General features: G+C 47.0%; 18 protein-coding genes and 2 riboswitches. Of the genes, 8 read left to right on the top strand and 10 right to left on the bottom strand.

The window, feature by feature from the left end; all coding sequences use genetic code 11:
• Positions 1-102 precede the first annotated feature (102 nt).
• Both QN395_RS01815 and pnuC read right to left on the bottom strand, forming a co-directional pair.
• Positions 103-645 carry an ATP-binding protein gene (locus QN395_RS01815; RefSeq protein ID WP_322118132.1) on the bottom strand — a complete coding sequence of 181 codons (543 nt, stop codon included), beginning with the start codon at positions 643-645 and terminating at the stop codon, positions 103-105.
• Positions 645-1,235, bottom strand: a complete 591-nt coding sequence (gene pnuC / locus QN395_RS01810; protein WP_322118133.1) for a nicotinamide riboside transporter PnuC — start codon at positions 1,233-1,235, stop codon at positions 645-647. Before pnuC ends, QN395_RS01815 begins: the two co-directional genes overlap by 1 nt.
• Before the next feature lie 177 nt (positions 1,236-1,412).
• On the opposite strand from pnuC, the gene QN395_RS01805 reads away from it, so the two are divergent.
• Positions 1,413-1,790, top strand: a complete 378-nt coding sequence (locus QN395_RS01805) for a nuclear transport factor 2 family protein (RefSeq protein ID WP_323491955.1) — start codon at positions 1,413-1,415, stop codon at positions 1,788-1,790.
• Positions 1,791-2,128: 338 nt separating this feature from the next.
• On the opposite strand, the gene QN395_RS01800 is transcribed toward QN395_RS01805, so the two are convergent.
• Together QN395_RS01800 and QN395_RS01795 are read right to left on the bottom strand one after the other, a co-directional pair.
• Positions 2,129-4,366: a TonB-dependent receptor gene (locus QN395_RS01800; protein ID WP_322118135.1), complete on the bottom strand. Its 2,238-nt coding sequence runs from the start codon at positions 4,364-4,366 to the stop codon at positions 2,129-2,131.
• 286 nt (positions 4,367-4,652) lie between these two features.
• A complete protein-coding gene (locus QN395_RS01795) occupies positions 4,653-6,107 on the bottom strand; it encodes a cobyric acid synthase (RefSeq protein WP_323491962.1) in 1,455 nt (484 codons plus the stop codon).
• A 186-nt stretch (positions 6,108-6,293) separates the two neighbouring features.
• Between QN395_RS01795 and QN395_RS01790 the strand changes: the two genes are divergently transcribed.
• On the top strand, positions 6,294-6,758 hold the full coding sequence (locus QN395_RS01790) for a GNAT family N-acetyltransferase (RefSeq protein WP_322118136.1): 465 nt from the start codon (positions 6,294-6,296) through the stop codon (positions 6,756-6,758).
• 77 nt (positions 6,759-6,835) lie between these two features.
• Here QN395_RS01790 and QN395_RS01785 read toward each other — a convergent pair whose 3' ends face one another.
• Positions 6,836-7,639 (bottom strand): cobalamin-binding protein, encoded by an 804-nt coding sequence (locus QN395_RS01785; protein WP_322118137.1) that lies wholly within the window; start codon positions 7,637-7,639, stop codon positions 6,836-6,838.
• Positions 7,636-8,601 carry a cobalamin-binding protein gene (locus QN395_RS01780; RefSeq protein WP_322118138.1) on the bottom strand — a complete coding sequence of 322 codons (966 nt, stop codon included), beginning with the start codon at positions 8,599-8,601 and terminating at the stop codon, positions 7,636-7,638. Before QN395_RS01780 ends, QN395_RS01785 begins: the two co-directional genes overlap by 4 nt.
• Positions 8,602-8,898: 297 nt before the next feature.
• Here QN395_RS01780 and QN395_RS01775 point away from each other — a divergent pair, with 297 nt between their 5' ends.
• Positions 8,899-9,675, top strand: a complete 777-nt coding sequence (locus tag QN395_RS01775) for a glutaminyl-peptide cyclotransferase (RefSeq protein WP_322118139.1) — start codon at positions 8,899-8,901, stop codon at positions 9,673-9,675.
• A gap of 160 nt (positions 9,676-9,835) precedes the next feature.
• Here QN395_RS01775 and QN395_RS01770 read toward each other — a convergent pair whose 3' ends face one another.
• A complete protein-coding gene (locus QN395_RS01770; protein ID WP_322118140.1) occupies positions 9,836-11,656 on the bottom strand; it encodes a DUF885 domain-containing protein in 1,821 nt (606 codons plus the stop codon).
• Positions 11,657-12,091: 435 nt separating this feature from the next.
• Between QN395_RS01770 and QN395_RS01765 the strand changes: the two genes are divergently transcribed.
• Positions 12,092-13,477: a DUF2799 domain-containing protein gene (locus QN395_RS01765; protein WP_322118141.1), complete on the top strand. Its 1,386-nt coding sequence runs from the start codon at positions 12,092-12,094 to the stop codon at positions 13,475-13,477.
• Positions 13,478-13,581: 104 nt separating this feature from the next.
• Here the strand turns inward: QN395_RS01765 and QN395_RS01760 are convergent, their stop codons facing one another.
• The gene (locus QN395_RS01760; protein ID WP_323491954.1) at positions 13,582-16,974 is read right to left on the bottom strand and encodes an EAL domain-containing protein; all 3,393 of its coding nucleotides are present in this window, start codon (positions 16,972-16,974) and stop codon (positions 13,582-13,584) included.
• Positions 16,975-17,243: 269 nt separating this feature from the next.
• A riboswitch (glycine riboswitch) is annotated at positions 17,244-17,353 on the top strand.
• A 9-nt stretch (positions 17,354-17,362) separates the two neighbouring features.
• A riboswitch (glycine riboswitch) is annotated at positions 17,363-17,502 on the top strand.
• Between the two features lie 72 nt (positions 17,503-17,574).
• On the opposite strand from QN395_RS01760, the gene gcvT reads away from it, so the two are divergent.
• From gcvT to gcvP, 3 genes are all read left to right on the top strand, one after another.
• The gene (gcvT, locus tag QN395_RS01755; protein WP_322121539.1) at positions 17,575-18,705 is read left to right on the top strand and encodes a glycine cleavage system aminomethyltransferase GcvT; all 1,131 of its coding nucleotides are present in this window, start codon (positions 17,575-17,577) and stop codon (positions 18,703-18,705) included.
• A 148-nt stretch (positions 18,706-18,853) separates the two neighbouring features.
• The gene (gcvH, locus tag QN395_RS01750) at positions 18,854-19,231 is read left to right on the top strand and encodes a glycine cleavage system protein GcvH (RefSeq protein ID WP_322118143.1); all 378 of its coding nucleotides are present in this window, start codon (positions 18,854-18,856) and stop codon (positions 19,229-19,231) included.
• A 131-nt stretch (positions 19,232-19,362) separates the two neighbouring features.
• Positions 19,363-22,242: an aminomethyl-transferring glycine dehydrogenase gene (gene gcvP / locus QN395_RS01745; protein WP_322118144.1), complete on the top strand. Its 2,880-nt coding sequence runs from the start codon at positions 19,363-19,365 to the stop codon at positions 22,240-22,242.
• Positions 22,243-22,586: 344 nt separating this feature from the next.
• Here the strand turns inward: gcvP and QN395_RS01740 are convergent, their stop codons facing one another.
• Entirely contained in the window at positions 22,587-23,069 is a 483-nt protein-coding gene (locus QN395_RS01740) for a SixA phosphatase family protein (RefSeq protein ID WP_322118145.1), read from the bottom strand.
• Between the two features lies 1 nt (position 23,070).
• Positions 23,071-25,308, bottom strand: a complete 2,238-nt coding sequence (gene ppk1 / locus QN395_RS01735) for a polyphosphate kinase 1 (RefSeq protein ID WP_322118146.1) — start codon at positions 25,306-25,308, stop codon at positions 23,071-23,073.
• Positions 25,309-25,519: 211 nt separating this feature from the next.
• Between ppk1 and pstS the strand changes: the two genes are divergently transcribed.
• Positions 25,520-26,572 carry a phosphate ABC transporter substrate-binding protein PstS gene (gene pstS / locus QN395_RS01730; RefSeq protein WP_322121540.1) on the top strand — a complete coding sequence of 351 codons (1,053 nt, stop codon included), beginning with the start codon at positions 25,520-25,522 and terminating at the stop codon, positions 26,570-26,572.
• Positions 26,573-26,755 lie beyond the last annotated feature (183 nt).

The following is a 26,755-nucleotide window of genomic DNA, read 5'->3' as shown; positions in this document are numbered from 1 at the left end:
TTAAAATAAAAAAGAGCGGCTCATTTTTAAATGAGTCGCTCTTTTTTTCAACCGATATTTTCCATTTAGATTTGAATTGATGACGGATACACTTTTCAACTATCAACTCATCAGGAATGACAACGCGAAACTGACTTGTTCTACCCGTTCTTTCAAACTCCCGCCTACCAGCAAGAACGGCATTTCCCGCTCATCCAATAAGTCCAGCAATTCTTCATGCACTCGCTGCCTTACTACCGCTGATTCGCGCTGCAAGCCATCGGCAGTCCACGGAAAATCCGGTGCAGTCACTATCGTAAAATCATATTGATGCTGCGCTTCTAAAGTGGCCAGATCAGCGTCAGCTTCACCAAAATAATGGCGACTATATAAGGCGGTCATCAGCGGCGAGGTATCGCAAAATAACCACTGATGGGCTTGTTGAGCGAGTTTATTCTCGCGCTCGACCTGAGTACGAGCGATCAGAATTTGTTCTGCTTCTTTCGGCACGCGTTGCTGCGTCTCGACAAACTCGCGTAAATATTCTGGAACCCATACCGTTTTGTAATGCGCCGCCAATGCCTCAGCAAGCGCTGATTTACCCGAAGACTCGGCGCCTAATATCGCAACTCGATTGATTGAATTTTTGTCCGTCTGACTCGTCATTATTTTTTACTCCAAGCGCGTAAGCCAGCGACCGCCATCACTACAAAAATAGAATACAAAATCGCAGTCAACATCAACCCCTTATGCACGTAAAGGCCGACATACAAAATATCGACGATGATCCAGACGTGCCAATTCTCTCTCTTTTTACGTGACAACAGCAGCTGCCCTAATAGACTACCCGCCGTCAAAAAGCCATCGGCATACGGCACATCGGTATCAGTAAATGATTTTAAAAACCACGCTAATACAACGAAGCCGATCAGCCACGCCAAGATCGACCACATACGCTGCATTGACGATAGCCCAGATACGACCAAAGTCGTCGACGTATCGCCTGCCGAACTACCGCGTAACCATAGCCACCACCCCCACAAAGACACAAGAATAAATACCAGCTGCAAACCCATATCGCCATACAATTTAGCGTCAAAAAAGACCAGGCCATATAATCCAGAAGCCAGAACAGAAAACAACCATGCCCAATGAATTTGCTTGATATTCAATGCAACAGTCAGCACCGACAACACAAAGGAAATCAACTCCAATGCGGTGGTACTAAAACCCAATAACGGGATAGGGTCGTTCATGTTCATAGGTACATTTCTCAAAAGGCGAATTGCGTCATTGCATTATCTATGATCGTAGTGGTGACATAAAGCACTAATCCAGATAGCCTGGAAATTGACGGAACAAATCAAATTTATTCGACAAGCCAGGTATTTTCGCAACAAGCTAATGCAGCAAAAAACCGATAAGGAAAAGTAATGACAAATACCCCATCACCCGAAGCCGTAGTACAGCAACAATTAGATGCCTATAACGCCTGCGACCTGGATGCCTGGGTAGCAACCTATGCAGATGACGGCAAACAATTTGAACATCCTGCGACCTTGGTCGCCAGTGACAAAGCAGAAATCAAAGCGCGCGCCACCATCCGATTTCAAGAACCCAATTTGCACGCCAAACTGCTAAACCGCACGGTGATGGAAAATATAGTGATCGATCATGAAGAAGTGACACGTACTTTTCCAGAGGGCACAGGCACGATCAGGCTGGTCGCTATTTATGAAGTAAAGAACGGGAAAATCCAATCTGGCTCGTTTGTGTTTGGCGAGAAACGACTGGATGTAACTGGGTCTTAAATAGACTTAGCGGACTGGGGTCAGCAAAATAAATGTGCGAAAAAGGCAGTATGATTTTCGCATTTTCAATACATGCAGGGTACGTTTAACGCACCGCAACAGCGACAAAACCCAAGTATGCTCACCTCAGAATACTTGCACTTATGCATATACTCCCCATATTAATTATTGAAATTTCGCTCTGAATCAAGTAATACAAGGACATCTAATATATACCCATTAGGAGTATTTTTTCAATGTGGTGCGTGGAATGCACCCTACGCTGACTAAATGACAAGACATCCTATCGAAATATCTTGCCAGCGCTAAGTTATTAAAATGTGTAGCCCATATCTATTTCACATCTTCATTTCCAACAAAGCACGCACTGCTACCGTTGTCGGTGTCGTCGTAGTTTGTGTCAAAGAACCAAAGGTGTCTGCGTAACTTGAAGCATTAATATTGTCTTGATGTAGCGCATTTGCCAGTGAGACGCGCAGGTTGGTTTTTGGATTAAATTTCCATAATCCGTATAAATCTAAACCGCGCTTTGGTACTGAGTAGCTGGTTTTATTGGCAGACAAACGTACTGGACCGCCGTCTTGAAAACTCAGATTGCCGCCGATGGTCAGCGGTATTTTATCCAGCTTGTAATCTAAGCCGACGTTGGCGCTGATCGGTGTTTGCGAATCGAGACGATTATTTGGACCAGGTACTGTTTCAAGATTGGACCAGTTAAACGATAGGTTGGAACGGAAGTCGATTGCAGGCGCGTCCTTCATCACTGAACGCAATGGGAACTTGGCTTCCATCTCAATGCCACGGGTAGTAGCTTGCCCATCATTGATAGGCATATTGGTCCAGATACCGTTGACGTTAGATAATTGGGTGCGGGTGATGTCGTCAATTCTGCGCATAAACACACTCACACTCATCAAGCCACCCTCGGGCAGATAATGTTCAAATGCTGCATCCAGTCCCCATGCCAATTCTGGTTTTAGATTGGGGTTGCCGATGCTATCAGGACTGGTTGGACTATTGTTTTCTGAAATATAACGGCGCGGAATCAGACTGCTGGTATCCGGCGCTTTATAAGTGCGTGTCAGACCAAGGCGTACCTGGTCATTTTTGCTGTCAGGCAGTTTCCATAATGTTTGCAGAATCGGGCTAAAAACGCTGGAACGGTTATTGACTTCGGCATAGGAATTGCCCGTGCTCTTGGTATCGATCCCTTCCCAGCGCAGACCGGCATAGACTGACCAGCGTTTGGTGACATTCCACTCATCTTGCGCAAATACGGCGATGCGGTTAACGCTGGCATCAAATACTTCATTCAAGTTAAGTGGCGTCACTCCATTGGTAGTGATGTCATGTATCGTCCGAGCTTCGTTGCGTTTGCTATAGGCACCATCCCAGCCAATAGCTAAGGCATGATCAGTCATAAAAGGCGCCGTATATTTACCGCCCCAAGTCAAACCTTTGTCGCTTGCGCTGGTTTGATTTTTTCTATCTAGTATTTCTGACTGATTGATGTCATAGCCTTGCGTGTTCACATCCGAACTACGCTTGTTATAGTTAAAGCCAAGCTTAAAATCCAGCTTGGCACTATCCGCCATTTTGTGTATCCAGTTCAGATTGGTTCTAAGCATCGCGAACTCAGATTGGATCTGAGTTCGATCACTGACGTAATTCGGCAATGCGCCTAAACTCGTCACCGAGCTATCGGTACTATTGCCGGAAAAACGGTTCGCGTTGACAAAGCTCTGAGTCGTTACGGTATCGCCATTGTCTAAATTAAAATTAACCCTTGGCGACAAGCCGATGCCGCTGAAAGTGCCCCAGTTGTCGATGGAAGTACTGCGCCGTAAATTTACATTACCATTCGCATCGGTACCAACTTCATCCATACGTGACGGACGCTCGTATTGACCATGATTCAGCGAACCTGAAATCGAGTAGGACATTTTTCCAGCTTTATCTGACACTTGCCAGTTGGCGTTGACACCGTACTTGCCCCCATCCTCTTGCCCGCCAATTTTGAGTTCACTCTGTGACGTTTGTACAGTGCGCTTTAATACGATATTGATCGCACCTGCAATGGCTTGTGTGCTGTACTCGGCAGTGGCGGCACGGATAATTTCTATCCGCTCGATCAGGTCGGGTGAGAGTGAATCTAAAGAAAATCCCGGGGGGCTAGGCTCGCCATTGAGCAAAATTTGGGTATAACCGGAACCCAGACCACGCATGCGGATATCTCCACCACGTCCTTGCACTCCACCGATCGTAATACCGGGAAGACGCTTCAACACATCAGCTATTGTTGAATCGCCGTAGCGAATAATGTCCTCCTGTGTCACCACGATTTTGGTTGCGGTATCCTGGCGACGCTCGTCGTAACCTTTGGCGCCGCTGACTTCGACCTTTTGGATTTGTTCTTTATTTGCAGGCGCAGTGTTTGGTGCTGGCGCTGGAGTTTGTGTTTTTTGCGGGTCGGCCTGCACCGGAGTTGATTGCTGCGCTTGAGCTACCGGATTAAACGCGATGAAAATTGCTAATGGCAATAAGGCAAGGCGGAATGGAAGGAGGTTAAATGACATGATGATCGCTAGTGAGTTAAACCGAGATTTCCATTGCCTAATGAAAAATCCCGGTTGAATAATTATCTTATTTGGTGGTGCGCAAATCTAATGGTCTTGCCATCGCTTCAGGCTTTAGAACAGCGTCTGAGTGCTGGATTATCGCAATGTATTGCAATGACAAAATTTCATCTTAAAACATGTAAGCAAATATGACAATGCAGCAGATAAAAAGTTCCATCTGCTACAAGACGGAGACGGAAGTTGAATTTAGTGTTAAGCGGAGGGCGATAAAATTGACTTCGTTTTAAAGTTCCTGCAAGGCTGCTAACAACGGCATGCAGGCATCCGCTACGCGGTCAATGCTTTGCTCCCGCAATGCCGCCAGATCGACTGTGACTTCGGTCTTTAATCCTGCCCACGCAAGTAATGCAGCGCAAGCTTCTGGGTGATCGAATAAGCCGTGCAGATAAGAACCCAGAATCTGATCATCTGGTGAGCGGCTGCCCTCTAATTCTGCGCTGTCGTTATCTAATACGAACACCGGCTGGGTATCATTGCTGGCGTAGGTGATGCCCATATGGATTTCATAACCGCTGACTTTGGCTGCCTGGTTTTCAATCGAATTTCCATTCTGGTTACCAAACAAGCAGCGACCGGTAACTTGTTGCAGACGTTTGTCTTTGGTCAGTTCGGTGCTGATATCGAGCAGGCCTAAACCGTCAGAATCCCCAGAGATGCCTTCTACCCCATGCGGATCGCTGACGACATGACCTAACATTTGATAACCGCCGCAAATGCCGATAATTTTGCCTCCATAGCGCAAGTGTTTTTCCAACACAGGCTGCCAGCCTTGCTCTAGCAAAAAAGCCAGATCAGCGCGGGTATTTTTACTGCCTGGCAGAATAATCAGATCGGCAGGCGGGATCGCCATGCCGGGGCCGATAAATTGCAAATCAACCTCGGGATGCGCGCGCAGTGCATCAAAATCGGTATGGTTAGAAATACGCGGTATCGCCGGTACGATAATGCGGAATTTGCCTGCACCTTGCTGGCTAGACTGGATCGCATCTTCCGCATCCAGCATTAGTCCGTGCAAATACGGCAGCACTGCCAGCACCGGCTTGCCGGTTTTTTCTTCCAGCCATGTCAAGCCCGGTTCCAACAGACTGATATCGCCGCGAAAACGATTAATCACAAAGCCAACGATACGGTTTTGCTCTGACTCTGACAAACAGGCCAGCGTGCCGAGGAAGTGGGCGAACACGCCGCCACGATCAATATCCGCCACCAGAATCACAGGACAATCAACTGCCTCAGCAAACCCCATATTGGCGATATCACGCGCGCGTAAATTGATTTCCGCCGGACTGCCTGCGCCTTCCACAATGATGCTGTCGTATTGTTGTTGCAGCCGGCCATAGGATTCCAGCACGGCTTGCATGGCGACGGTTTTATACTGATCGTAATCACGCGCATTCATGTCGGTGCGTACTTTGCCGTGGATGATAATTTGTGCTCCGGTGTCGGAAGAGGGCTTGAGCAAGACAGGGTTCATGTCCGTATGTGCGGGCAAGCCAGCGGCGATCGCTTGCAATGCCTGCGCCCGGCCGATCTCGCCACCGTCGATTGTCACGGCACTATTCAATGCCATGTTCTGCGGCTTCAACGGCACGACCGACACACCTTGTCGTTTGAGCAGACGACATAAGGCGGCGACTACGGTGCTTTTACCCGCGTCTGAGGTGGTGCCTTGCACCATTAAAGTGGTGATTTTCATAGGATGAGAGATAATAATATACTGGGCTTAGTATATATTAGACGTCCAATCATTCACTGGTCAATGAGCGTAAAACTTAAAATATATCGGGGAGTATATTGATTTTTATATGCTTCAGGCTTGTCTGTATAGTTTAATGCCCTTCATTTTGAGAGAGTATTTAACGCCATGAACAAAACAAATCAGCTTGATCAGCACGCAAGCGCGTATTCGATCAGTAATCTGATCCCTTCGATTGAGGTCTATCAAGCTTTGCGATCAGGTGCAGGCTTAAGCGGAAAAACGACCGAGGCCGCCAGCAGAGGTTTGCCGAATAGCTTGTTTGCGATCCAAATTATGCTCAACGATCAGGCCGTTGGTATGGGGCGTGTCATTGGCGATGGAGGTTGTTTTTATCAGGTGGTTGATATCGCCGTACTTCCCTTGCATCAAGGCAAAGGTTTAGGTAAGCGCATCATGCAGGGGATTGTCGCCTATCTAGAAATAAATGCGCCTGACAGTGCTTACATCAGCTTAATTGCTGACGGCAAAGCACAAGAGTTGTATGCGCAATTTGGTTTTGTGCAGACAGCACCGCGTTCTGTGGGCATGGCGTTGAAGCGAAATAAAAACGAAGTTAAGGTGGATTGTTGAAAATGTAAGGACATAGACATTTGCTCAAGCAAATCCCAAGCGGGATTTTGCTTATTATTGACTGACGATGCAGTGAGTCAAATGTCTTGCCAGCGAGAAATTAAAGCATGCAACTGCGGTAAACCATACAAAATCGCTGACGGTCCTGGCGACAATATATCGGCCGATTTTATCTCTACTACTAAGCCATTTTGTACCGCCGGAATCTGCTGCCAACCGTCGCGTTCTGTCACGGTTTCTGGTCTGAATTTTTTACCGCACCACGATCCCATGATGATATCTGGCACGCGTCGCACTACCTCGCCGGGGTCAGTAATGATGCGTTGTTTGGCGCTGTGATGTTGCGCTAACTCAGCAAAGATATCGTCACCACCAGCGATCTGGATCAGTTCTGAAACCCAGCCTATACCGGACATCAAAGGCTCATTCCATTCTTCAAAATAGACCTTGGGTCTGCGCGTCCATTGCGCGGCTTGCTGTTGAATATGTTCTGTCTTTGTTTGCAAATAAGCGATCAATTCTGCACCTTGCTGTTGCTTATCAACCAGACTGGCGAGCGCCGTTATCATGCGTAAAATCCCCGCAACCGTATGTTGATTAAAGACGTGCACCTCAATCCCCGCGGCAATCAGGTCACGGCAAATATCCGCTTGCATATTGGAATACGCAATCACCAGATCTGGCTGCACCGCCAGAATGCGATCTATTTTGGCAGAAGAGAATCCGCTAATTTTTGGCTTCTCTTGTCTGGCTCTGGCAGGACGGGTGGTATAGCCAGAAATCCCGACGATCAACTCTTCTGCGCCAAGCGCGTATAAGGTTTCTACTGCCTCGGTGGATAAACAGGCTATACGCTGGTAGGGAGATTTGCTCATCGTCATGGTGTTACCGATGACTTGATTGGGGCTAACTTCGTATCAGTCTTAGTGTCAAGCTTGCTGTCAATCTTAGTGTCACGTCGGCTGCGTGCCTGATCTAATGCTTCACATACCGCTTTGGCACCTTCAATAATTCTTGGTCCGGCACGGTTTAATAAATCGCCATCGACCACAATCAGATTATTGTTTTTGACTGCTAATAAGTTTTTAATATCTTTCCATTGCTCTAGTCCGCTGGTAGCTTGCAGTTTGCTGTCACCTGTCAAAATCACCTCGGGGTTTTCTTGTATCACTGACTCCAGTCCCACTACTGGCGCAGCAGCAGACAAGTGTCCGAAAATATTCTCGCCACCACAAATCCTGATCGCATCACTGACGATATTCTTGTCATTGAGTGTGTAGATAGGTTTACTCCAGACCTGATAAAACGTTCTGACCTTTGGTTTGCTCTGATAGCGTGCGACAAGCTGGTTGAGCTGCTGGCTAAAGTCCGCTGCCGCTATCTGAGCCTGCTTTTCAGTCCCAAATAACGTACCCAACTTGAGCAAGGTGGCGGGAACATCTTCCAGCTTATGCGGATCACTAAAATAATATGGTATGCCTGATTTGCGCAGCGGTTCTAACTGACGCTCAAAAGCGCCATGCATCCACACCACCAGCAAATCGGGCTTCATCGCAATAATGCGCTCGATATCGAGTTGACGATTGTCGCCAACTCGCGGGATGGCTTTTGCCGCTTCAGGGTAGTCGCTGTATTTAACGGTGCCAATCAGATGATCACCTGCACCGGCAGCAAACACTAACTCGGTCACATGAGGCGACAAGCTGATGATTTTTTGCGCCGGACGCGCCAGAGTAATCGTCGTCCCTAGATCGTCCGTCACACTGGTTGCGGAAAATGTAGGTGAGCTTGTGGATGCGAACAACAATGCTGCCGCAGTCAATTGATAAAGATTTTTTTTCACAGAATAGTTGGTAGCTGAATAAAGAAATTACTTGGGATATTAATAGGATCAAGCATGTATTTTAAGGAGTATTCGGGCTTGATGTTAGCGGTATCATATTGCCTTTTTATGAGAATAGTCGTAAAAGCATAGTCGTAAAACCAATTAAAACTGTTGAAGGTGTCTTGCGTTCTGTCGTCGTACGCGTGTATTGTTCTGGTCAACAATCTAGTCGCAGCAAGTTACACCTGTCTTAAAATGTAGTCGATGGCTTTCTCTTCAGTCCTCATGTGCGAAGCCAACCGAGCAAAGGAATCCATGTTTAAAAATTTTCTGAAATGTCTGTTAGCGAGCGCTTTATTAGCAGCGAATATGGCGCATGCTGCCATCCCTGTCTATGGCTACATCGTCAAAAATACTTACCCGCACGATCCATCCGCTTTTACTGAAGGCTTGTTTTATAAAGACGATTTTTTGTATGAAAGTACCGGATTAGCTGGGCACTCATCGCTAAGAAAAGTTGATCTTGTGAGCGGTAAAATCTTACAGCAGAAAGATTTGAGTCCAGAATTTTTTGGCGAAGGATCGACCGAAATCGATGGGAAAATTATTAGTTTGACCTGGAAGTCGCAAGTCGGCTTTATCTTCGACGCTAAAACCTTTAACTTAAAAAAACGCTTTACTTACACGGGCGAAGGATGGGGTCTGACCAGCGATACACGCCATGTATATATGAGCGACGGCACACCTTTTATCCGCATCCTTAATCCAGTCACATTAAAAGAGGAACGCAGGATTTATGTGATGGCCGATGGTATCGCCGTAGATAGACTAAACGAGCTTGAGTGGGTGGAAGGCGAGCTATTCGCCAATATCTGGGGCACCGATGTGATTGCCCGAATTGATCCGGCAACAGGCCATGTCGTCGGCTGGATCAATCTGAAAGGCTTGCTGCCACCTGGCGAACGCGTTAGCAATTCCGCTGATGCGGTACTCAATGGTATTGCTTATGACAGTAAGCGCCATCGCCTGTTTGTCACTGGAAAATTGTGGCCGAAATTATTTGAAATCGATCTGCTGAAAATTCAAAATTAAGCGATGCGACAGACCATTAGCGGCCATCATTTGTATTAATGAATCTGTCATTAACACAATATACTCCCCCAATATTTTTATAAATATACTCTGTTGTCCAATGATTATATGGACAACTTAAATATACATATGGGGAGTAATTTTTCTATCTAGTCCAGACTTAAGCTTTTTGTCGCTTGGCAATCCAATCATCAATCACTCGCTCCAGCACAACCAAAGGCAAAGCGCCGTGGGTCAATACCTCGTTATGGAATTGCTTTAAATCGAATTTATCGCCAAGTGCCAACTTCGCCTTTTCACGCAAGGCGAGGATTTTCAGCATGCCGACTTTGTAGGCTAATGCTTGTCCCGGATCGACCATATAGCGTTCGATCTCGGTGGTGACATCGGTCAAGGCCATGCCAGTATTGTCAGCCATGTAGTCTATGGCTTGTTCGCGTGTCCAGTGTTTGTAGTGGATGCCGCTGTCAACGACCAGACGTACGGCACGCATCATTTCGTCGCGCAGGCGACCCAGGTTATCCATAGGATCTTTTTCAAATCCCATTTCCCAAGCCAGGCGTTCTGAATACAATGCCCAGCCCTCTGCATAGGCGGTAAAGGGTAATACTTGGCGGAAAAACGGCACGTCTTTTAATTCTTGCGCAATCGATATCTGGAAGTGATGGCCAGGTATGCCTTCATGATAGGCGAGGGTGCGCATCGTGAACTTAGGATTTTCTTTGGTATCACGCATATTGGCGTAAAAAATCCCGGGACGAGACCCATCAAAAGCACCTTCGCTGTAATACGCGCCAGGTGCGGTAGCCTCGGCAAATTGCGGTACTGCTTTGACTTCTACCCCTAACTTTGGACGGACATCAAACGCGCTGCCGAGCCCTTTATTCACCTCGTCTAAAATTGCCTGATAGCCTTTGAGCATGGCTTGTTTGCCCTCTGGCGTATTAGGATACAACTGCTCAGGGTCTTGCGATAATTTTAAAACACGGACACCGATGCTACCGTCTGCCAAGCCTTTACTTTTTAAGATGGCGTCCATTTCTTGGGTGATCCGGGCGACTTCTGCCAGACCTAAGTCATGCACCTGTTGCGGCGTCATGTCAGTCGTCGTATGCATGCGCACACACCAGGCGTAGTAGGCATCGCCATCAGGCATATGCCATGCGCCAAAATTGCCTTGTGCTTTTGGTTGCAGCGCGGTGAAATAGCTGATTAATTTTTGATAAGAGGGATATACCTGCTGTGTAATCGACGCATCGACTTGCGCTAGCAAATCACTACGTGAGCTGGCATCGATTTTATCTGCGGGGATTTTATCCAGCTTCTCTTTAAAGTTGGTGTACAACGGATTTTGTTTGGCTGGTTTGGCGATAAAGCCCTGCATTTGTGTCAGTACTTTTTCCACCATAAATTGGGGCGGAATAATATTTTTGCTGTCCCTGAGGCGCAAATCTTCCAGCACCTGATCAAATTTAACGGGGAATTTTTTCAGACGAGCGATATAACTTTTAGCTTCTGCTACTGAGTTAACCTGATGTACTTCGGTCATAAAGTTAGGCAAGCTTGATTGCACGCCAAACATCTGGTTCACGGGGAAACTCAGATCACGATAGCGATCACCCTCATCTTGCATGCGCAAAAAATAGTCCATCGTGTCATAAGACAATTGGCCGTCGCGATCAAATGAGTCGCGCTGATAACGGTGCAAAGTCTCTAGATCGGCTTTCACCATATCGGCCATTTTTTGCTCAGCGGCTGGCGAAGCATCGCTTAACTTGTCGCTATAAAAATCCATCCGGTCCGGCAAAATCCGCATACTCGATAACATCTCCGGCTGCTGCAATGCGAAGCTCGCCATCACGCGCCCATAAAACCAATCGATTTTTAACGGCTTGAAATACCAGACGTGTACAAAGCCAATCACGAGCAGTAATAGCAAGAATAAGACCCCTCGTCCTAACCACTTAAATAAGCGTGCCATATCGTTTTGTCCAGGAAAAATGAAAATGGATTATAGGCAGAATACTTTCTATAAAACAAACTTTTGTTTTGACAGGATGATTTTTACAACAGAGCGCGAAGGGGGTTTTCTGCCTAGGTTTTTCTGCGCAAATATCTCTGACCGGACTTCGCTTGGCTTGCTGATGAGGGAAAGGTGTTTCCAGTAAATTACTGAGCGCTCTAATGTTGGTCACGCCACAAAGATTGATATTGTTAAAATAGATACTGGTGATAAGTATATTTTAGTTATCCTTGTATTATATGGATAATCGGCTGTTTCATTAAAAAATAATGGGGAGTATATTGAATCCGTGTTCATTCGCCCTGTCAGCAGTAGATGATTTTGACAGCACGGTCAACAAAATAGGTGTTACAAGCGTTGAAGTCACATTCTTACAATTAATTACAAATTTCTATGCTCACACTTTGTCGCAAGGCTGTCCTCTCACTCCTCCTGATTTTGCCGCTGGCAGCGTGCCAGACGACGATCAGCCAAATGCATGATTGCAAAACCGGCGATTGGAATTTCATCGGTAACAAAGATGGTGCGCAAGGATTTGATCCGCGCTTTGAAGAGCGCCGCAAATTCTGCTCTGTCGTCGATAGCGACAAAATCAAGGCAGAATCTGCCAGCAATTATCAGCTTGGCTGGGAGCAGGGCAATCAGCATTTTTGGACTGAGTTGGGTAGTAACGATGGTCGCAGCGGGCAGGCGATCAGCTACTTCGATACCCAAGTGGTGTCAGAAAAAATCACGAGTAATAAAACGCCCCTCAACAAAACCGCGTATCAGCAAGGCTGGGTCAAAGGTAACGCCGACTATTGGTATGGCCTGGGTGATCTGGATGGTAAAGCCGGTCGTACCGCTAAAGAAGAGCAAAATCGTGCCGCCAGCGGTCAGCAGATTGGCTTCAATCAAAGCAGCTATCAGCAAGGTTGGGCTAATGGTAATTATGCGTATTGGACGCAGATTGGTTTTCAAGATGCGCATGACGGAGTACCCGATACTGAGTTAAAAAAACGCGCGCAGGCGGCATTAGTAAGCGGATTATTTGTCCGCGAAGACGCTTATAAAGAAGCCTGGAATAAAGAGATTATTGAGTACTGGCGCAGATTAGGCTGGAGCGATGCGACCGAAGGACGTGATGTGCATACGCGTCGTGCTGACGCCAAACCCCGTGGCCTGAAGTTTTCTGAAGCAGAGTATGTGCAGCAGTGGGAGCAAAGACTGATTCAATATTGGCGCGATGCCGGCAACACCGATGGCTTTGGTAAACCCAATCAAATTGAAGAACGTATGAGCAGCGCCAGAGCCAATAATGTCTTTGTGATTGCCCAAACCCGCGATACTTATAATCAGGCATGGACTACCCAAAACGCGAATTACTGCAGCCCTGACAATGCCTTTAACTTTGGCCGTGGCAATAACCGCATGGCATTTGAAGTTTGTCAGGCCAGTATGCAAAATCGAGTACGCCGCGCCTGGACCAGTGGGCAAGATTATGAAGACCTCGCCAGAAAACTTGCCAATGTCGACAATGATTTAGCATCTTTAAACGACCGTAGGGTGGATGCTGCACGCAGACTGGATCGCATCGAACGGGACATCCGCCGCGATCAGGATGACAAAAACCGGGTTGTGAATAATGACACTGCCAACAACGATCGCAAACGCGAGCGTGAGCGACAAGAGTTGCGCGACTTTTTACAAAAAACAGCGTTTAGAATGGATGAGTTACGTAGCTGGAATTTTAGATATACCCAGCAGATGCAACAGATCAAGCGGGATATTTATTTGTAAGACTTGTACTAAACCGTCCAGGTACTTTGCAGCTCCCGCTCGTATTAATTTAGTTTGTAAAATCAAAAAATAGTCTGCAAATTAGCCGGCTATTTTTTTGACTTTTAAATGATATTGATAAATTCCAGTTCATCAATTGGCGCAGGCTTATGAAGTAAAAAGCCTTGTGCAAAATCGATTCCAATTTCGCATAATCGCGCAAGTACATCGGGATGATCAACAAACTCAGCGACGGTTTTGACACCGATCACCTTCGCAACATCGGCAAAACATTTCACCGCTGCTTCGTCCAGAGGATCGGTCACAATATCCATCACAAATTGACCGTCGATTTTTAAATAATCGACAGACATTTTCTTCAGATAGCCAAATGATGAGGCTCCAGCGCCAAAATCATCTAATGCAACCCGTACTCCAATGTCATGAATTTGTTCAATAAATAAAGCGGCATCAGCCAGATTGGTGACTGCTGCGGTCTCTGTAATTTCTAAACATAATCGTGCGCAAATCGCCGACCCGGCATTGGCAAGTACATCAATAGCCCATCGATGAAATGCTCTGTCACCGACTGATTGTCCTGAGAGATTAACGCTGATTTTTGCGATATGGTCGATAGAGACTAAGCTTCTCATCCAGGTAATGGTTTGTTTAAGAACCCACTTGTCGATACGAGATGCCAGATTGAAACGCTCTGCGGCGGGTAAAAAAGCACCCGGGCCTATCAATGAACCATCAAAATCACGCATTCTCAGTAATACCTCTGCATGCAAACCGGGTGATTGATCGTTCAGTGCAATAATTTTTTGGGCGTAGAGCACAAAACGATCTTCATCAAGCGCTTGTTCAATACGGGTAGTCCATTGCATCTCACCATGACGGGCACGCATTGCAAGATCAGTGTCAAACCAAGCATGCACTCTGTTGCGACCAGCTTCTTTTGCGGCATAACAAGAGGTATCGGCTGCTTGCATAATGGCTTCGGTCAATGACCAGCGATCGTCCACCGGCACCAGTCCGATACTCGCACCGATACGGAAACGTCTACCATCATGCATAAAACGGAAATCATCCATCCGGTCACATATTTGCTGCGCCACTCGTTGTGCCTGATCGGTTGAGCATTGTTCTAGCAGGATCGCAAATTCGTCACCTCCTAGTCTGGCAAGGGTATCCCGCGTGCGCGCTGTTTCTGACAATAATTTAGATACCTGTTGTAGTAATTGATCGCCTACTGCATGGCCGCATGCGTCATTTACCAATTTGAACTGATCAAGGTCAATGTATAGCAAAGCATGCTGGCTATGATCTGCGCGTGCTGAGTCTAATAATTTTTGTAATCTGACCTCAAACTCTATCCGGTTGACCAAGCCTGTAAGCACGTCATGGCTAGCTCTAAAACTCATTTCACCCGATAAGCGGCGTTGCTCTGTCACGTCGTGGAATACCAGCACAACACCGAGAATTTCACCTCGCTCATTACGGATAGGAGCGGCAGAATCTTCAATGCCAAATTCGCTACCATTGCGTGAAATCAGAACCGTCTTGTAGGCTAAACCAACTATTTTTTCTTGCGCTAAACAGGTGGTGATAGGGTTGGCTGCTGGTTTGCGGGTCTCTTCATTGATGATATGAAAAACTTGCGTCAGCGGTCGGTTTTGTGCCTCGCTGGCAAGCCATCCTGTCATACGTTCTGCGGCTGGATTGAGCCAGTTAATATAACCTTTTGCATCGGTAGTAATTACCGCATCACCAATCGATTTTAGGGTGACATGCAGTAATGCATGTTGCTCGGCGAGTTCTATTTCCAGTTTTTTTGGTGCAGATATATCGATCGCCGTGCCGACCATGCGCAAGGCATTACCTTGTGCGTCGTATTTAACCAGCGCGGTACTTTTGATGTAATGCAAACTAGCATCTGGCCAGATTACTCTGTATTCCAGTTGAAATGGTTTTGTGCCGCTAATGGCTAATTGCGTTGCCAGCGTTATTTTTTCTATGTCATCTGGATGAATGTGATTTTTCCAAAAATCAAATGTATTTGTTTTAAATGTGTCAGTTTCAAATGCAGCTGTTTCAAAGCTACCTGCCTGAGTGCGAGGCAGCAGTCCAAATAAACGATACATCCACGCGTCCCATAGCACGGTGCTGTTGATGAGATCATATTCCCAGATACCGATGGCTCCGCTATCGGTCGCAAGTTCTATACGATCGTTCGCAATTTGTAATGCTAAATGTTCTTCTACTCTCTCGGTAATATCTTGGAATGCACCAACTAATCGTATCGGTTTTTTGTCTACGAATTCGACGGTACCCACGGCACGTACCCAGATCGGTCGTTGATCAGCCCGGATGAAGGGCAGTTCAAGATCCCAGCCTTTACCCGTTAAGATTCCACTTTGTACTGCTTCCAAAATAATAGGCTGAGCAGCAGGTGCATAAAAATGAATTGCCTGATCCATTGTCGGTTTGAAACCAACTGGAACCCCATGAATGCGGCAGGTTTCGTCTGACCAGTAGATTTCGTTGGTAATGAGATCGACTTCCCAACCCCCGACGCCTGCTAATTTGCCTGTCCGGTCTAAAAATAGCTGGCTTTTACGAAGGTCTTCCTCTTGATGTTTGCGATCAGTAATGTCGAGTAAAGTACCCAACATCCATTCTGGTTTGCCATCGGAAGTCCAGCTGATAACTTTGCCGCTATCGAGTACCCACCTCCAATTGCCATCTTTATGTTTTAAACGAACTTCAGACTCGTAACGTGGGCTGAGATTTGCTAAATGGATGTCTAATTCTGATTGGCATGCAATCAGGTCGCCCGGATGAATGAGATCAAGCCAGATCTGTGGAGTCAATGGTTCTAGTTCCAGCAATGTTCTGCCAGTAATTTCAGCCCACCGCTCGTTATATCGTACTGCTCCGGTTTGGAAATTTCTTTCCCATGTACCCACGTGGGTACTTTCAATAAGATTAGTGATTCGTTGACTCTTTGCCAGCAAAGCACGTTTGTCACGTTGTCCTTCAAGTATTGCAGCGGCGGCATTGGCCAGACAACGCAGAACCTCATGTTGTTTTTCGTCCAGGCGATTTGGAAGTCGGTCGATGACACATAATGTACCGACACGACTACCATCACTTATCGTAATTGGTGCGCCTGCGTAAAATCGGATATCGGGATGGTCGGTAACAAGAGGATTATTAGCGAAGCGTTCGTCTTGCAGCGCATCATAAATTTCGAAAATATCGTTTTCAAGAATAGCATGCGAGCAAAACGCGATATCTCTTGGGGTTTCAGATACGCCTGGCAATCCTAAGTTCGCTTTGAACCATTGTCTTTCTGTATCGATCAAACTGATCAGAGATATCGGCACGCCGCAAACTAAAGACGCTGCCTTCACCAAGGCATCTAGTTCTGCTTTTGGTTCGGTATCGAGAACGTCGAGAGAACGTAATGATGCTATGCGTTGAGTTTCGTTGTTTGGAAAAGGCGCCGCGTTCATACTAGTTCTCCCACCGCATCATTGAATTGATCGTTAAGAAATAACGATACTTAATTTCAGTGTAGTCAGATGAATCGTCGCTTGTATGAGTTTTCGCGCGCTTACAGCTTTTTGTGACAATTGTTTTCAATCAATATTCCGCTACCACTTAAAAATGAAACATCAATGATCTCAAAGATTGTAGAAATAGAAATCCTGACACAAAAATACAAGCTCACAAATATTTACCCCTCAACGCTCTCAAGCGCTTTCTAAGCCCTTATAATCGCTGAACTTGATCAGGAGAGCGCGGCCAGCTAGATTGATGTTTATAGTTGCAAGCCGCCGCCGAAGGGGCTAACACCCAAAAACTCTCAGGCAAATGGACTGATCAAGGGGCTGGATTTTCAGCCCAAACTCTGGAGAGCGGTAGCGGCATTACGTAGCATTAAATAGATTTAAGCCGAACTACCCACCGAAGGTGCGCGCGGATTGCTGTTGTTAAAACGCAGTCCGTAATCTCTCAGGTATCAGGACAGAGGGGTCTGCGATGTTGTCGCATGGATGAGCTCGCTCGCCTGTGTGATGGATCGTCCCTTCTATTTTGGTAATGAGGCTCTCATGACGCAAGCAGTGACATCTCTCAAGGCAACTCCTCTCAACGCCGCACATCGTGCTGCTGGCGCAAAAATGGTTGATTTCGGCGGCTGGGATATGCCAGTCAACTACGGCTCACAAATTGAAGAACATCATGCGGTTCGCACTGATTGCGGCATGTTTGATGTGTCGCACATGTGTGTGGTGGATCTCAAAGGTGACAAGGTTCGTTCCTTTTTGCGCAGCCTGGTCGCCAACAATGTCGATAAATTACAAGTCCCTGGCAAAGCGCTGTATTCAGCGATGCTGACGCCACAAGGAACGGTCGTCGATGATCTGATTATCTATTTTTTGAGCGAGAACTGGTTCCGTCTCGTCGTCAATGCGGGTACTGCTGAAAAAGATCTCGCATGGATGTCCGCGCACAATCTTGCTACTGATAGCGGCATTACCATTACCCAGCGCCGCGATGGTGCTAATGCTTTCGCACTCGTTGCGGTACAAGGTCCCAACGCCCGCGCTAAAGCATGGGAAGTTTTGACAGAAGCCAAAGCTGCCAGTGCTGAGATCAAACCGTTTAACGCCGTTATTGTTGCTGACACCGCGTTTGGTGAGGTCATGGTGGCTCGCACGGGTTACACCGGAGAAGACGGATTTGAAATCGCAGTCGCTGCAGATAAAGTCGTCGCATTTTGGGATGCTTTGATCGCCGCAGGTGTTAAGCCGGCTGGCCTGGGAGCGCGTGATACGTTGCGTCTGGAAGCCGGTATGAATTTATACGGCCAAGATATGGACGACACAGTGAATCCCTTAAATGCTGGATTAGCATGGACGATTGATCTGGTGAGCGAGCGCGATTTTGTCGGTAAAAAAGCATTGCAAGAGCAGGGACAAACAGCCCAATTCCTCGGTCTGATTTTGCGTGAAAAAGGCGGTATTTTACGCGCACATCAAAAAGTCATCACTGCTATTGGCGCGGGTGAAATCACCAGCGGTACTTTCAGTCCTTCCATGCAGCAAGCAATTGCCTTGGCACGTCTGCCGATGGATGTGGCGATCGGCGATACGGTACAGGTCGTGATCCGCGATAAGCAATTAGCAGCGACCGTAGTCAAATTGCCGTTTGTTCGCAACGGTAAAATATTGGTCGCATAATCGGTTCCATAATCATTGTGCGTTTGCTGTTGTACTGAATCGTTGTACCTTATTTGTACTGACGTTGTGATCAGGTATAGACCCGGATCATACAAAATCAATTTTAATTTCGACTTTTAAATCAACAATCATTTTTTTGGAGCATGCCATGACAATTCCAGCTAATCTCAAATATACCGCCTCCCACGAATGGGTGCGTGTTGAAGCCGACGGTACGATCGCCGTAGGTATCTCTGATTTTGCACAAGATGCTTTGGGCGATATCGTGTTTGTTGACTTGCCAAAAGTTGGCCAGGCATTGACTGCGGGTAAGGATTGCGCCGTGGTCGAATCCGTCAAAGCGGCAAGCGATATTTATGCGCCGGTGTCAGGCGAAGTAGTTGAAGTAAACCAAGCAGTCGCCGATGCGCCAGAAGCAATCAACACCGATGCATTCGGTTCATGGATGTTCAAAATGAAGCCAAGTAATTCTGCTGATGTCGATGCTTTGATGGATGCTGACGCATACGCAAAAAACATCGGTTAAATTGAATTCTCTCCCTCGGTTTAGTCCTGACGGGAGAGTATTTGCCAGTCATTTGATGCTCTCATCTCTATCGCCTTTCCAGCACATTTGACGGTTTTTATTTCACGTTTTTTGAATCCTAGAATTCTATTATGACCAGAACCAGCTTAACCCAACTTGAAGCGCATGACGCCTTCATCGCCAGACATATTGGTCCCTCTGAGGCAGAACAAGCCGCCATGCTCAAAACTTTGGGTTATGCCACGCGTACTGCCTTGATCGATGCGATCGTGCCTACCAATATCCGTCGCCATGATGTACTGCCACTGGCGCAATTTACCGAAGCCAAGTCCGAGCAAGAAGCGCTTGCGACCTTAAAGTCCTTAGCAAGCAAAAATAAAGTATTGAAATCTCTGATTGGTCAGGGTTATTACAACACACATACACCTGGCGTCATTCTGCGTAATATTTTTGAAAATCCAGCCTGGTACACGGCCTACACGCCATATCAGCCAGAGATTTCTCAGGGACGTTTAGAAGCGATTATCAACTTCCAGCAAGTCATCACAGATATGACAGGCATGGACATCGCCAATGCATCAATGCTGGACGAAGGTACTGCTGCTGCTGAGGCGATGACCCTGATCCAGCGAGTAGGAAAATCAAGTTCCAACGTGTTTTATGTCGCCCATGACGTACTGCCGCAAACCCGCGAGATCATTGAAACCCGTGCTAAACCATTGGGGATAGAAGTTCGTACTTTCACCACCAATGAAGCCCTTGAGAGTGAGTGCTTCGGCGTGCTGTTGCAGTACCCAAGTGTCGATGGCGCTATCCGTGATTACCGCGAGTTTGCTGCTGCGGTACATGCTAAAGGCGCGATGGTGATCGCTGCTGCTGACTTGCTGGCGCTGACCCTGATCACGCCACCGGGTGAGTGGGGCGCAGACGTCGTAGTCGGTAACAGTCAGCGCTTTGGTGTTCCGCTTGGCTTCGGCGGTCCGCATGCAGGTTATATGGGCACACGCGACGCATTCAAACGTAGTATGCCTGGCCGTTTGGTTGGCGTGACGATTGATGCGCAAGGTAACCAGGCATATCGCTTGGCGTTGCAAACACGGGAACAACATATCCGTCGTGAAAAAGCGACCTCGAACATCTGTACTGCCCAAGTATTGTTGGCGGTGATTGCTTCGATGTATGCGGTTTATCATGGCCCGGCCGGACTGCGTCAGATTGCGCAACGGGTACATCGTTTCACGGGCGTACTTGCATCAGGTCTGCAACAAGTGGGTTTGACGATCGCTAATGCGACTTATTTTGATACCTTAACGATCAATGTCAGTGATGCAGATGCCGTCCATCAGGCAGCGCAAGCAGCAGGTTATAACCTGCGCCAAATTAGCACTACTCAAGTTGGTATTTCTTTGGATGAGACAACTACACGGGCTGATATCGATGCGTTGTGGAGTATTTTTGCTCACGGCAAAGTTATTCCTGATTTTGATGCAACCGAAGCAGCGGTGTCGGATGCCTTGCCAGCCGCGCTGGTACGTACCAGCACTTTCCTGACACATCCCACTTTTAATCGCTATCACGCAGAGCATGAAATGCTGCGTTATCTGCGTAGTCTGGCGGACAAAGATCTAGCATTAGATCGCACAATGATACCGCTGGGTTCTTGCACCATGAAGTTGAATGCAACGTCAGAAATGATCCCGGTGACATGGCCAGAATTCTCTAACATTCATCCTTTTGCACCAGATGACCAGACGATTGGCTATCGCGAAATGATTGATCAGTTAGAGGCCATGCTGTGCGCTGCGACTGGCTACGATGCTGTCTCGTTACAGCCAAACGCTGGCTCACAAGGTGAGTACGCAGGTCTGCTGGTAATTCAGGCCTACCACGCCTCACGTGGCGAAGCGCATCGGAATATTTGCCTCATCCCGTCCTCTGCACATGGCACCAATCCGGCATCCGCCAGCATGGTCGGGATGGAAGTGGTTGTCGTCGCCTGCGATGACAACGGTAACGTTGATCTGGTTGATCTTAAAGCCAAGGCAGAAAAACACAGCGCTAATCTGGCTGCGGCAATGGTGACTTATCCATCCACGCATGGTGTGTTTGAAGAAGGCATTCAACAGCTGTGTGACATTGTTCATACCCATGGCGGTCAAGTGTATGTCGATGGTGCGAATATGAATGCGCTGGTTGGTGTTGCTGCACCGGGCAAGTTTGGCGGTGACGTCAGTCATCTCAATTTGCATAAAACCTTCTGTATTCCTCATGGTGGTGGTGGTCCAGGTGTTGGTCCGGTTGCCGTAGGTGCTCATCTGGCGAAGTTTTTGCCGAATCAGAAATCGACTGGCTATGTGCGCGGTGCAGATGGTATTTCCGCTGTCAGTGCAGCACCCTTTGGCTCTGCGAGTATTCTGCCAATCTCATGGATGTATATCGCCATGATGGGATCAGAAGGTCTTAAAGCGGCAACGGAAACCGCAATTCTGGCGGCCAACTATATTGCTAAACGTCTGGCGCCACATTATCCAGTTTTATATTCTGGTCATGACGGCTTGATCGCGCATGAGTGTATTTTGGATTTGCGTCCGTTGACAGATGCAACCGGCATCAGTAATGAAGATGTGGCAAAACGCCTGATCGATTTTGGTTTCCACGCACCGACTATGAGCTTCCCGGTACCCGGTACGCTGATGATTGAACCGACAGAGAGTGAATCTCAAGTGGAACTGGATCGTTTCATCGACGCCATGATCACGATCCGTGAAGAGATCGCCAAAGTTGCGAGCGGCGAATATGATGCTAAAGACAATCCACTCAAAAATGCACCACATACAGCACAAGTATTGGTCGCCAATGATTGGGTGCATGCTTATGGTCGGGAAGTCGCGGCATTCCCAGTTGCATCTTTACGCAAACAAAAATACTGGCCACCGGTAGGGCGTGCAGACAACGTCTACGGCGACCGCAATTTGTTTTGCTCTTGCGTGCCTGTGAGCGATTACGAGTAGTTGTATATGACAGTTGTTGTAGTTAATTAAAAAAAAGCGGATACGATGAAGGTTGTATTCGCTTTTTTTATTTTTTGGCTGTTGTTTTTTATTTGAAAGATATCACTGTTTGGGTATAGGTTCCTAGCAAAGACTGCCGGGCGCCGTTACTTCTCCTGACAAGATCCAGCGTGTATCGCCGTTTGGAGCCACGTAGTTCACCAAAGGCATTTGTTGCAGTTCCAATGGATAATATCTGTGAATTTAGAACGTCCATTGAAAATGGGGCTTCTGGCGTGATTTCGTGCCAGAAGCCCCATTTTAATTGGACGTCCTATTTTAGAAGTTCCTTTTGGCTATTTCTTTTATTTTATAACCAAGTCCGGCGACATAATCGCCTTCAGATAGGTTTGCAAATCGTCGTCGCCTTCCTCTTTATTCCTCTGCTTTTGGCTAATCCACCAGACATTACCTTTGCGTACTGCGCACTCTTGTTGCATTGGTGCGATCAGACGTGCGGCGACTTGCCCCAGGGTAGGCTGGTGTCCAATGATCAGCACAGGTTCGCGGCTATTTGGCCAGTTGGCGGCTTGTAGCAGGGCGTCTGCATCTGCATCTGGGCCTATCTCATGCAGCACTTTAAACTTGCGGTCGAGTGCTGCCATGGTCTCTCTGGTTCTTACCGTTGGGCTAACCAGGATGCGACAGGTCTCAGGTAAATTACTATCTAACCAATAGGCCATTTTATTAGCTTGTTTAATGCCTTTGCCTGTGAGCTTACGAAAGCTGTCGGGCATCTCTGGCGTTGCTATTTCTGCTTCTGCATGACGCCACAAGATTAGGTCCATTTTATTCGCCCTCTGTTTCAGACAAAGAGCCTAGGCGTTGCATCAGGCTCTGTTGTGCGCAAATAGCGGCCTGTTTTGTGCGGGCTTTTTTGCGGTGATATTCGCCCTCACTGTCTAGCGTCCAGGCGTTGACGTTATCTTTTAAATAGGGATCAAGTCCCTCTGTCATCACCCGTTTTTTCAGGGATTTATCCAAAATAGGGAAGGCAACTTCAATCCGGCGGAATAAATTACGACTCATCCAATCAGCGCTCGCCAGGTACACATCATGTGCCAGATCATTACGGAAATAATAAATGCGGCTGTGTTCCAAAAAGCGTCCGATGATAGAGCGCACCTTGATGTTTTCTGATAATCCCGGCACGCCAGGTCGCAGGGCGCAGGCACCGCGAATGATCAGATCAATTTTGACGCCATCGGCAGAGGCGGCATACAAAGCGCGGATGACGGATTCGTCTAGCAAGGCATTCATTTTGGCGATGATCCGACCAGGCCGACCCGAGCGCGCGATTTTGGCTTCGTTACGGATGGCTTTGATGATTTGTGGTTGTAGGGCAAATGGCGCTAGCCAAAGGTATTCCAGCTTCTTGGGTTTATTTAATCCGGTTAAATGAATGAAGACTTCATTCACCTCAGCCGCCAGTTCCGGGTGGGCAGTGAGCAAACCAAAATCGGTGTAAAACTTGGTAGTCGATGGATGATAATTACCTGTACCCATGTGCGCATAATGGCGCAAGACGCCACCTTCTTCACGCCGTATTACTAATGCCAGCTTGGCATGCGTCTTTAATCCAACCACGCCATACACAACTTGCGCACCAGCTCTTTGCAGTCGGTCCGCCCAGTTGATATTGGCTTCTTCATCAAAGCGCGCCATCAGTTCTACGATGACAGTCACTTCTTTGCCATGACGTGCCGCAGTGATCAGCGACTCCATCAAATCTGAATTCATGCCGGTACGATAAATTGTTTGTTTAATCGCGACGACACTTGGATCGAGTGAGGCTGACCGGATGAAATCAATGACGGTCTGAAACGGTTGGAAAGGGTGGTGCAGCAAAATATCTTGCTTGCCAAGTAAAGTAAAAATATCGTTATGGGTATATTTTGAATTAATCTTGGCAGAGAAGGGCGGGAAGCGCAGGCTAGGTTGCTTGACGTGATCGACTAACTCCGACAAGCGCACCATATTCACCGGGCCATCTACCGGATATAAGCGATCTTGATCTAATGCAAATTGAGATAGTAAAAACTGGGCTAAATCATTAGGGCAGTTTTTGGCAACTTCTAAGCGAACTGCAACACCAAACTGACGACTTTGTAATTCGCCTTGTAAAGCCTGACGCAGATTTTTAATTTCCTCCTCATCAACCCACAAATCGCTATCGCGCGTGACGCGGAATTGTGAATACGCCAATACCTCACGACCATTGAATAAATCGCCGATATGCGCATGAATAACTGAGGATAACAGGCAGAACGATAAGCCTTTGTCCGACAACTCATCTGGCAATTTAATTACACGCGGCAGTACCCGTGGTGCTTTTACGATCGCAATCGCAGTACCCCGACCGAAAGCATCTTTGCCTGCCAGTGAGACGATAAAATTAAGACTTTTATTAACAACCTGCGGAAATGGATGTGCCGGATCAAGGCCGATCGGTGTGAGCAGCGGTTTGACTTCGCGGTCAAAATAGCTTTTCACCCAGGCGCGTTGCGCTTCATTTCTATCGGTATGACGCAATAAATGGATACGCTTGCGTGCCAGTTGCGGCAGGATTTCTTGATTTAATACTTCGTATTGGCGTTTTGCCAGTTGATGGCATTCAGTATTAATGCGCTCCATCATCCCAACAAAAGTCGCATGCTGTGCCAACTCACCATCAATCGTATTTTGCGCTAACAGGCTGGCGACTCTGACTTCAAAAAACTCATCCAAGTTGCTACCGACGATACATAAGTAACGCAATCTTTCCATCAAAGGGATCGTTTTATCTTCCGCCTGCGCCAGTACTCGCCAGTTAAACGCGATCTGTGACATCTCACGGTCAAGGAAGATTGCCGAGCGCGGCAACTCCGTTGGTGCCTGGGGAGTTTGCGTATTGTGGCTTGTCACAATTGGTTTTGCCGGTGGTTTCGGCGGTGTTTTTGCATCATCATGTGGCGTTTCAGGCAAGTCTTCTTCACTGACAGTCACCACTTTTTCCGCTGATGGGTCGGGTAATTTTTGATCTGGCATTTTGCTCGCGTGTCATAGAGACCGTCATATGTAGGTGAGTATATTGTAAAGAGGCAATATGACAAGTTTATGACGGAAAAATACAAACTTTTACCCCATTTCATCTATTATTACAGAATATTAAATGAAGTCATAATCTTGTCATAATTGGATTGTAGAGTTCGCTTCGTACTAAATGGATAGCATCATGTTATTTAACTCAGAGGTGAATATGCAACTCAATCGTATCGTCAAATCTTTAGTGGTTACGCTGGCAGCAGTCGGTGCAACTGTTTCCTTATCTGCCGCGTATGCCGCAGACATGACTGGCGCTGGTGCCACTTTCCCTTATCCAATCTACGCTAAATGGGCAGAAGCCTATAAAAAAGCAACCGGCAATGGCTTGAACTATCAGTCTATCGGTTCTGGCGGTGGTATCAAGCAAATTAAAGCAAAAACTGTCGATTTCGGCGCATCAGATATGCCTTTGAAGTTAGAAGAGCTGGAAGCTGATGGCCTGACACAATTCCCGGCGATTATCGGTGGCGTAGTGCCAGTCGTTAATCTGGACGGTGTTGGCCCAGGTAAGATGAAGATGACTGGTGACGTACTCGCCGGCATCTATATGGGCAAGATCACAAAATGGAATGCACCAGAAATCGTTGCATTGAATCCAGGTATCAAATTGCCAGCAGAAGACATCAATGTTGTACACCGTTCTGACGGTTCCGGCACAACATTCTTGTGGTCTGACTATCTGTCTAAAGTCAATGCAGAATTCAAAACAGTCGTTGGCGCAAGCACTGCAGTCAAATGGCCAGTTGGTTTGGGCGGTAAAGGTAACGAAGGCGTTGCAGCTAACGTACAACGTATCAAAAATTCCATCGGTTATGTTGAGTACGCTTACGTAAAACGTAACAAAATGACCTACACCTTGTTGAAAAATGCGGATGGCCAGTTCGCAGAACCGGATGATGAAAACTTCAAAGCGGCTGCCGCTGGTGCAGACTGGGCAAAAGCACCAGGTATGTATCTGGTGTTGACTAACCAGCCAGGCAAAGTTACATGGCCTATCACTGGCGCATCTTTCATCATTATGTACAAATCCCAAGTAGAAGCTGACAAGGGTAAAGAAGTGTTGAAATTCTTTGATTGGGCATTCAAAAACGGTGGCGCAATGGCTACTGAGTTGGAATATGTATCTCTGCCAGCACCAGTTGTGAAGTTGATTGAAGATAGCTGGAAATCTAAAATCAAAGATGCTTCTGGTAAAGCAATTTGGTAATTAATTTAGTTTGAAGCTACATCATCGGAGCGACGAAGTTACTTTGTAAAACTTCGAAGTTCCGATGATTTTAATCAAGAGTTTTACAGGCACTGTTTGATTTCAGTGCCTTTGTTTAAGTGGCCATGAACAGGTAAGTCAACGCGTAAGTGAACGGATAAGTCAATGGGTCAGACAACCATG

The organism is Undibacterium sp. RTI2.2 (assembly GCF_035018705.1).
Classification (GTDB): domain Bacteria; phylum Pseudomonadota; class Gammaproteobacteria; order Burkholderiales; family Burkholderiaceae_D; genus Undibacterium.
The sequence above is the reverse complement of the archived record's forward strand: the minus strand, read 5'-3'. Positions and strand labels throughout refer to the sequence as shown.

Bases quoted from the DNA above. Each gene is read 5' to 3' on its own strand.
- QN395_RS01815 (WP_322118132.1), bottom strand. From the start codon at position 645: ATGACGAGTCAGACGGACAAAAATTCAATCAATCGAGTTGCGATATTA.
- pnuC (WP_322118133.1), bottom strand. From the start codon at position 1,235: ATGAACGACCCTATCCCGTTATTGGGTTTTAGTACCACCGCATTGGAG.
- QN395_RS01805 (WP_323491955.1), top strand. From the start codon at position 1,413: ATGACAAATACCCCATCACCCGAAGCCGTAGTACAGCAACAATTAGAT.
- QN395_RS01800 (WP_322118135.1), bottom strand. From the start codon at position 4,366: ATGTCATTTAACCTCCTTCCATTCCGCCTTGCCTTATTGCCATTAGCA.
- QN395_RS01795 (WP_323491962.1), bottom strand. From the start codon at position 6,107: ATGGTGCAAGGCACCACCTCAGACGCGGGTAAAAGCACCGTAGTCGCC.
- QN395_RS01790 (WP_322118136.1), top strand. From the start codon at position 6,294: ATGAACAAAACAAATCAGCTTGATCAGCACGCAAGCGCGTATTCGATC.
- QN395_RS01785 (WP_322118137.1), bottom strand. From the start codon at position 7,639: ATGACGATGAGCAAATCTCCCTACCAGCGTATAGCCTGTTTATCCACC.
- QN395_RS01775 (WP_322118139.1), top strand. From the start codon at position 8,899: ATGTTTAAAAATTTTCTGAAATGTCTGTTAGCGAGCGCTTTATTAGCA.
- QN395_RS01770 (WP_322118140.1), bottom strand. From the start codon at position 11,656: ATGGCACGCTTATTTAAGTGGTTAGGACGAGGGGTCTTATTCTTGCTA.
- QN395_RS01765 (WP_322118141.1), top strand. From the start codon at position 12,092: ATGCTCACACTTTGTCGCAAGGCTGTCCTCTCACTCCTCCTGATTTTG.
- QN395_RS01760 (WP_323491954.1), bottom strand. From the start codon at position 16,974: ATGAACGCGGCGCCTTTTCCAAACAACGAAACTCAACGCATAGCATCA.
- gcvT (WP_322121539.1), top strand. From the start codon at position 17,575: ATGACGCAAGCAGTGACATCTCTCAAGGCAACTCCTCTCAACGCCGCA.
- gcvH (WP_322118143.1), top strand. From the start codon at position 18,854: ATGACAATTCCAGCTAATCTCAAATATACCGCCTCCCACGAATGGGTG.
- gcvP (WP_322118144.1), top strand. From the start codon at position 19,363: ATGACCAGAACCAGCTTAACCCAACTTGAAGCGCATGACGCCTTCATC.
- QN395_RS01740 (WP_322118145.1), bottom strand. From the start codon at position 23,069: ATGGACCTAATCTTGTGGCGTCATGCAGAAGCAGAAATAGCAACGCCA.
- ppk1 (WP_322118146.1), bottom strand. From the start codon at position 25,308: ATGCCAGATCAAAAATTACCCGACCCATCAGCGGAAAAAGTGGTGACT.
- pstS (WP_322121540.1), top strand. From the start codon at position 25,520: ATGCAACTCAATCGTATCGTCAAATCTTTAGTGGTTACGCTGGCAGCA.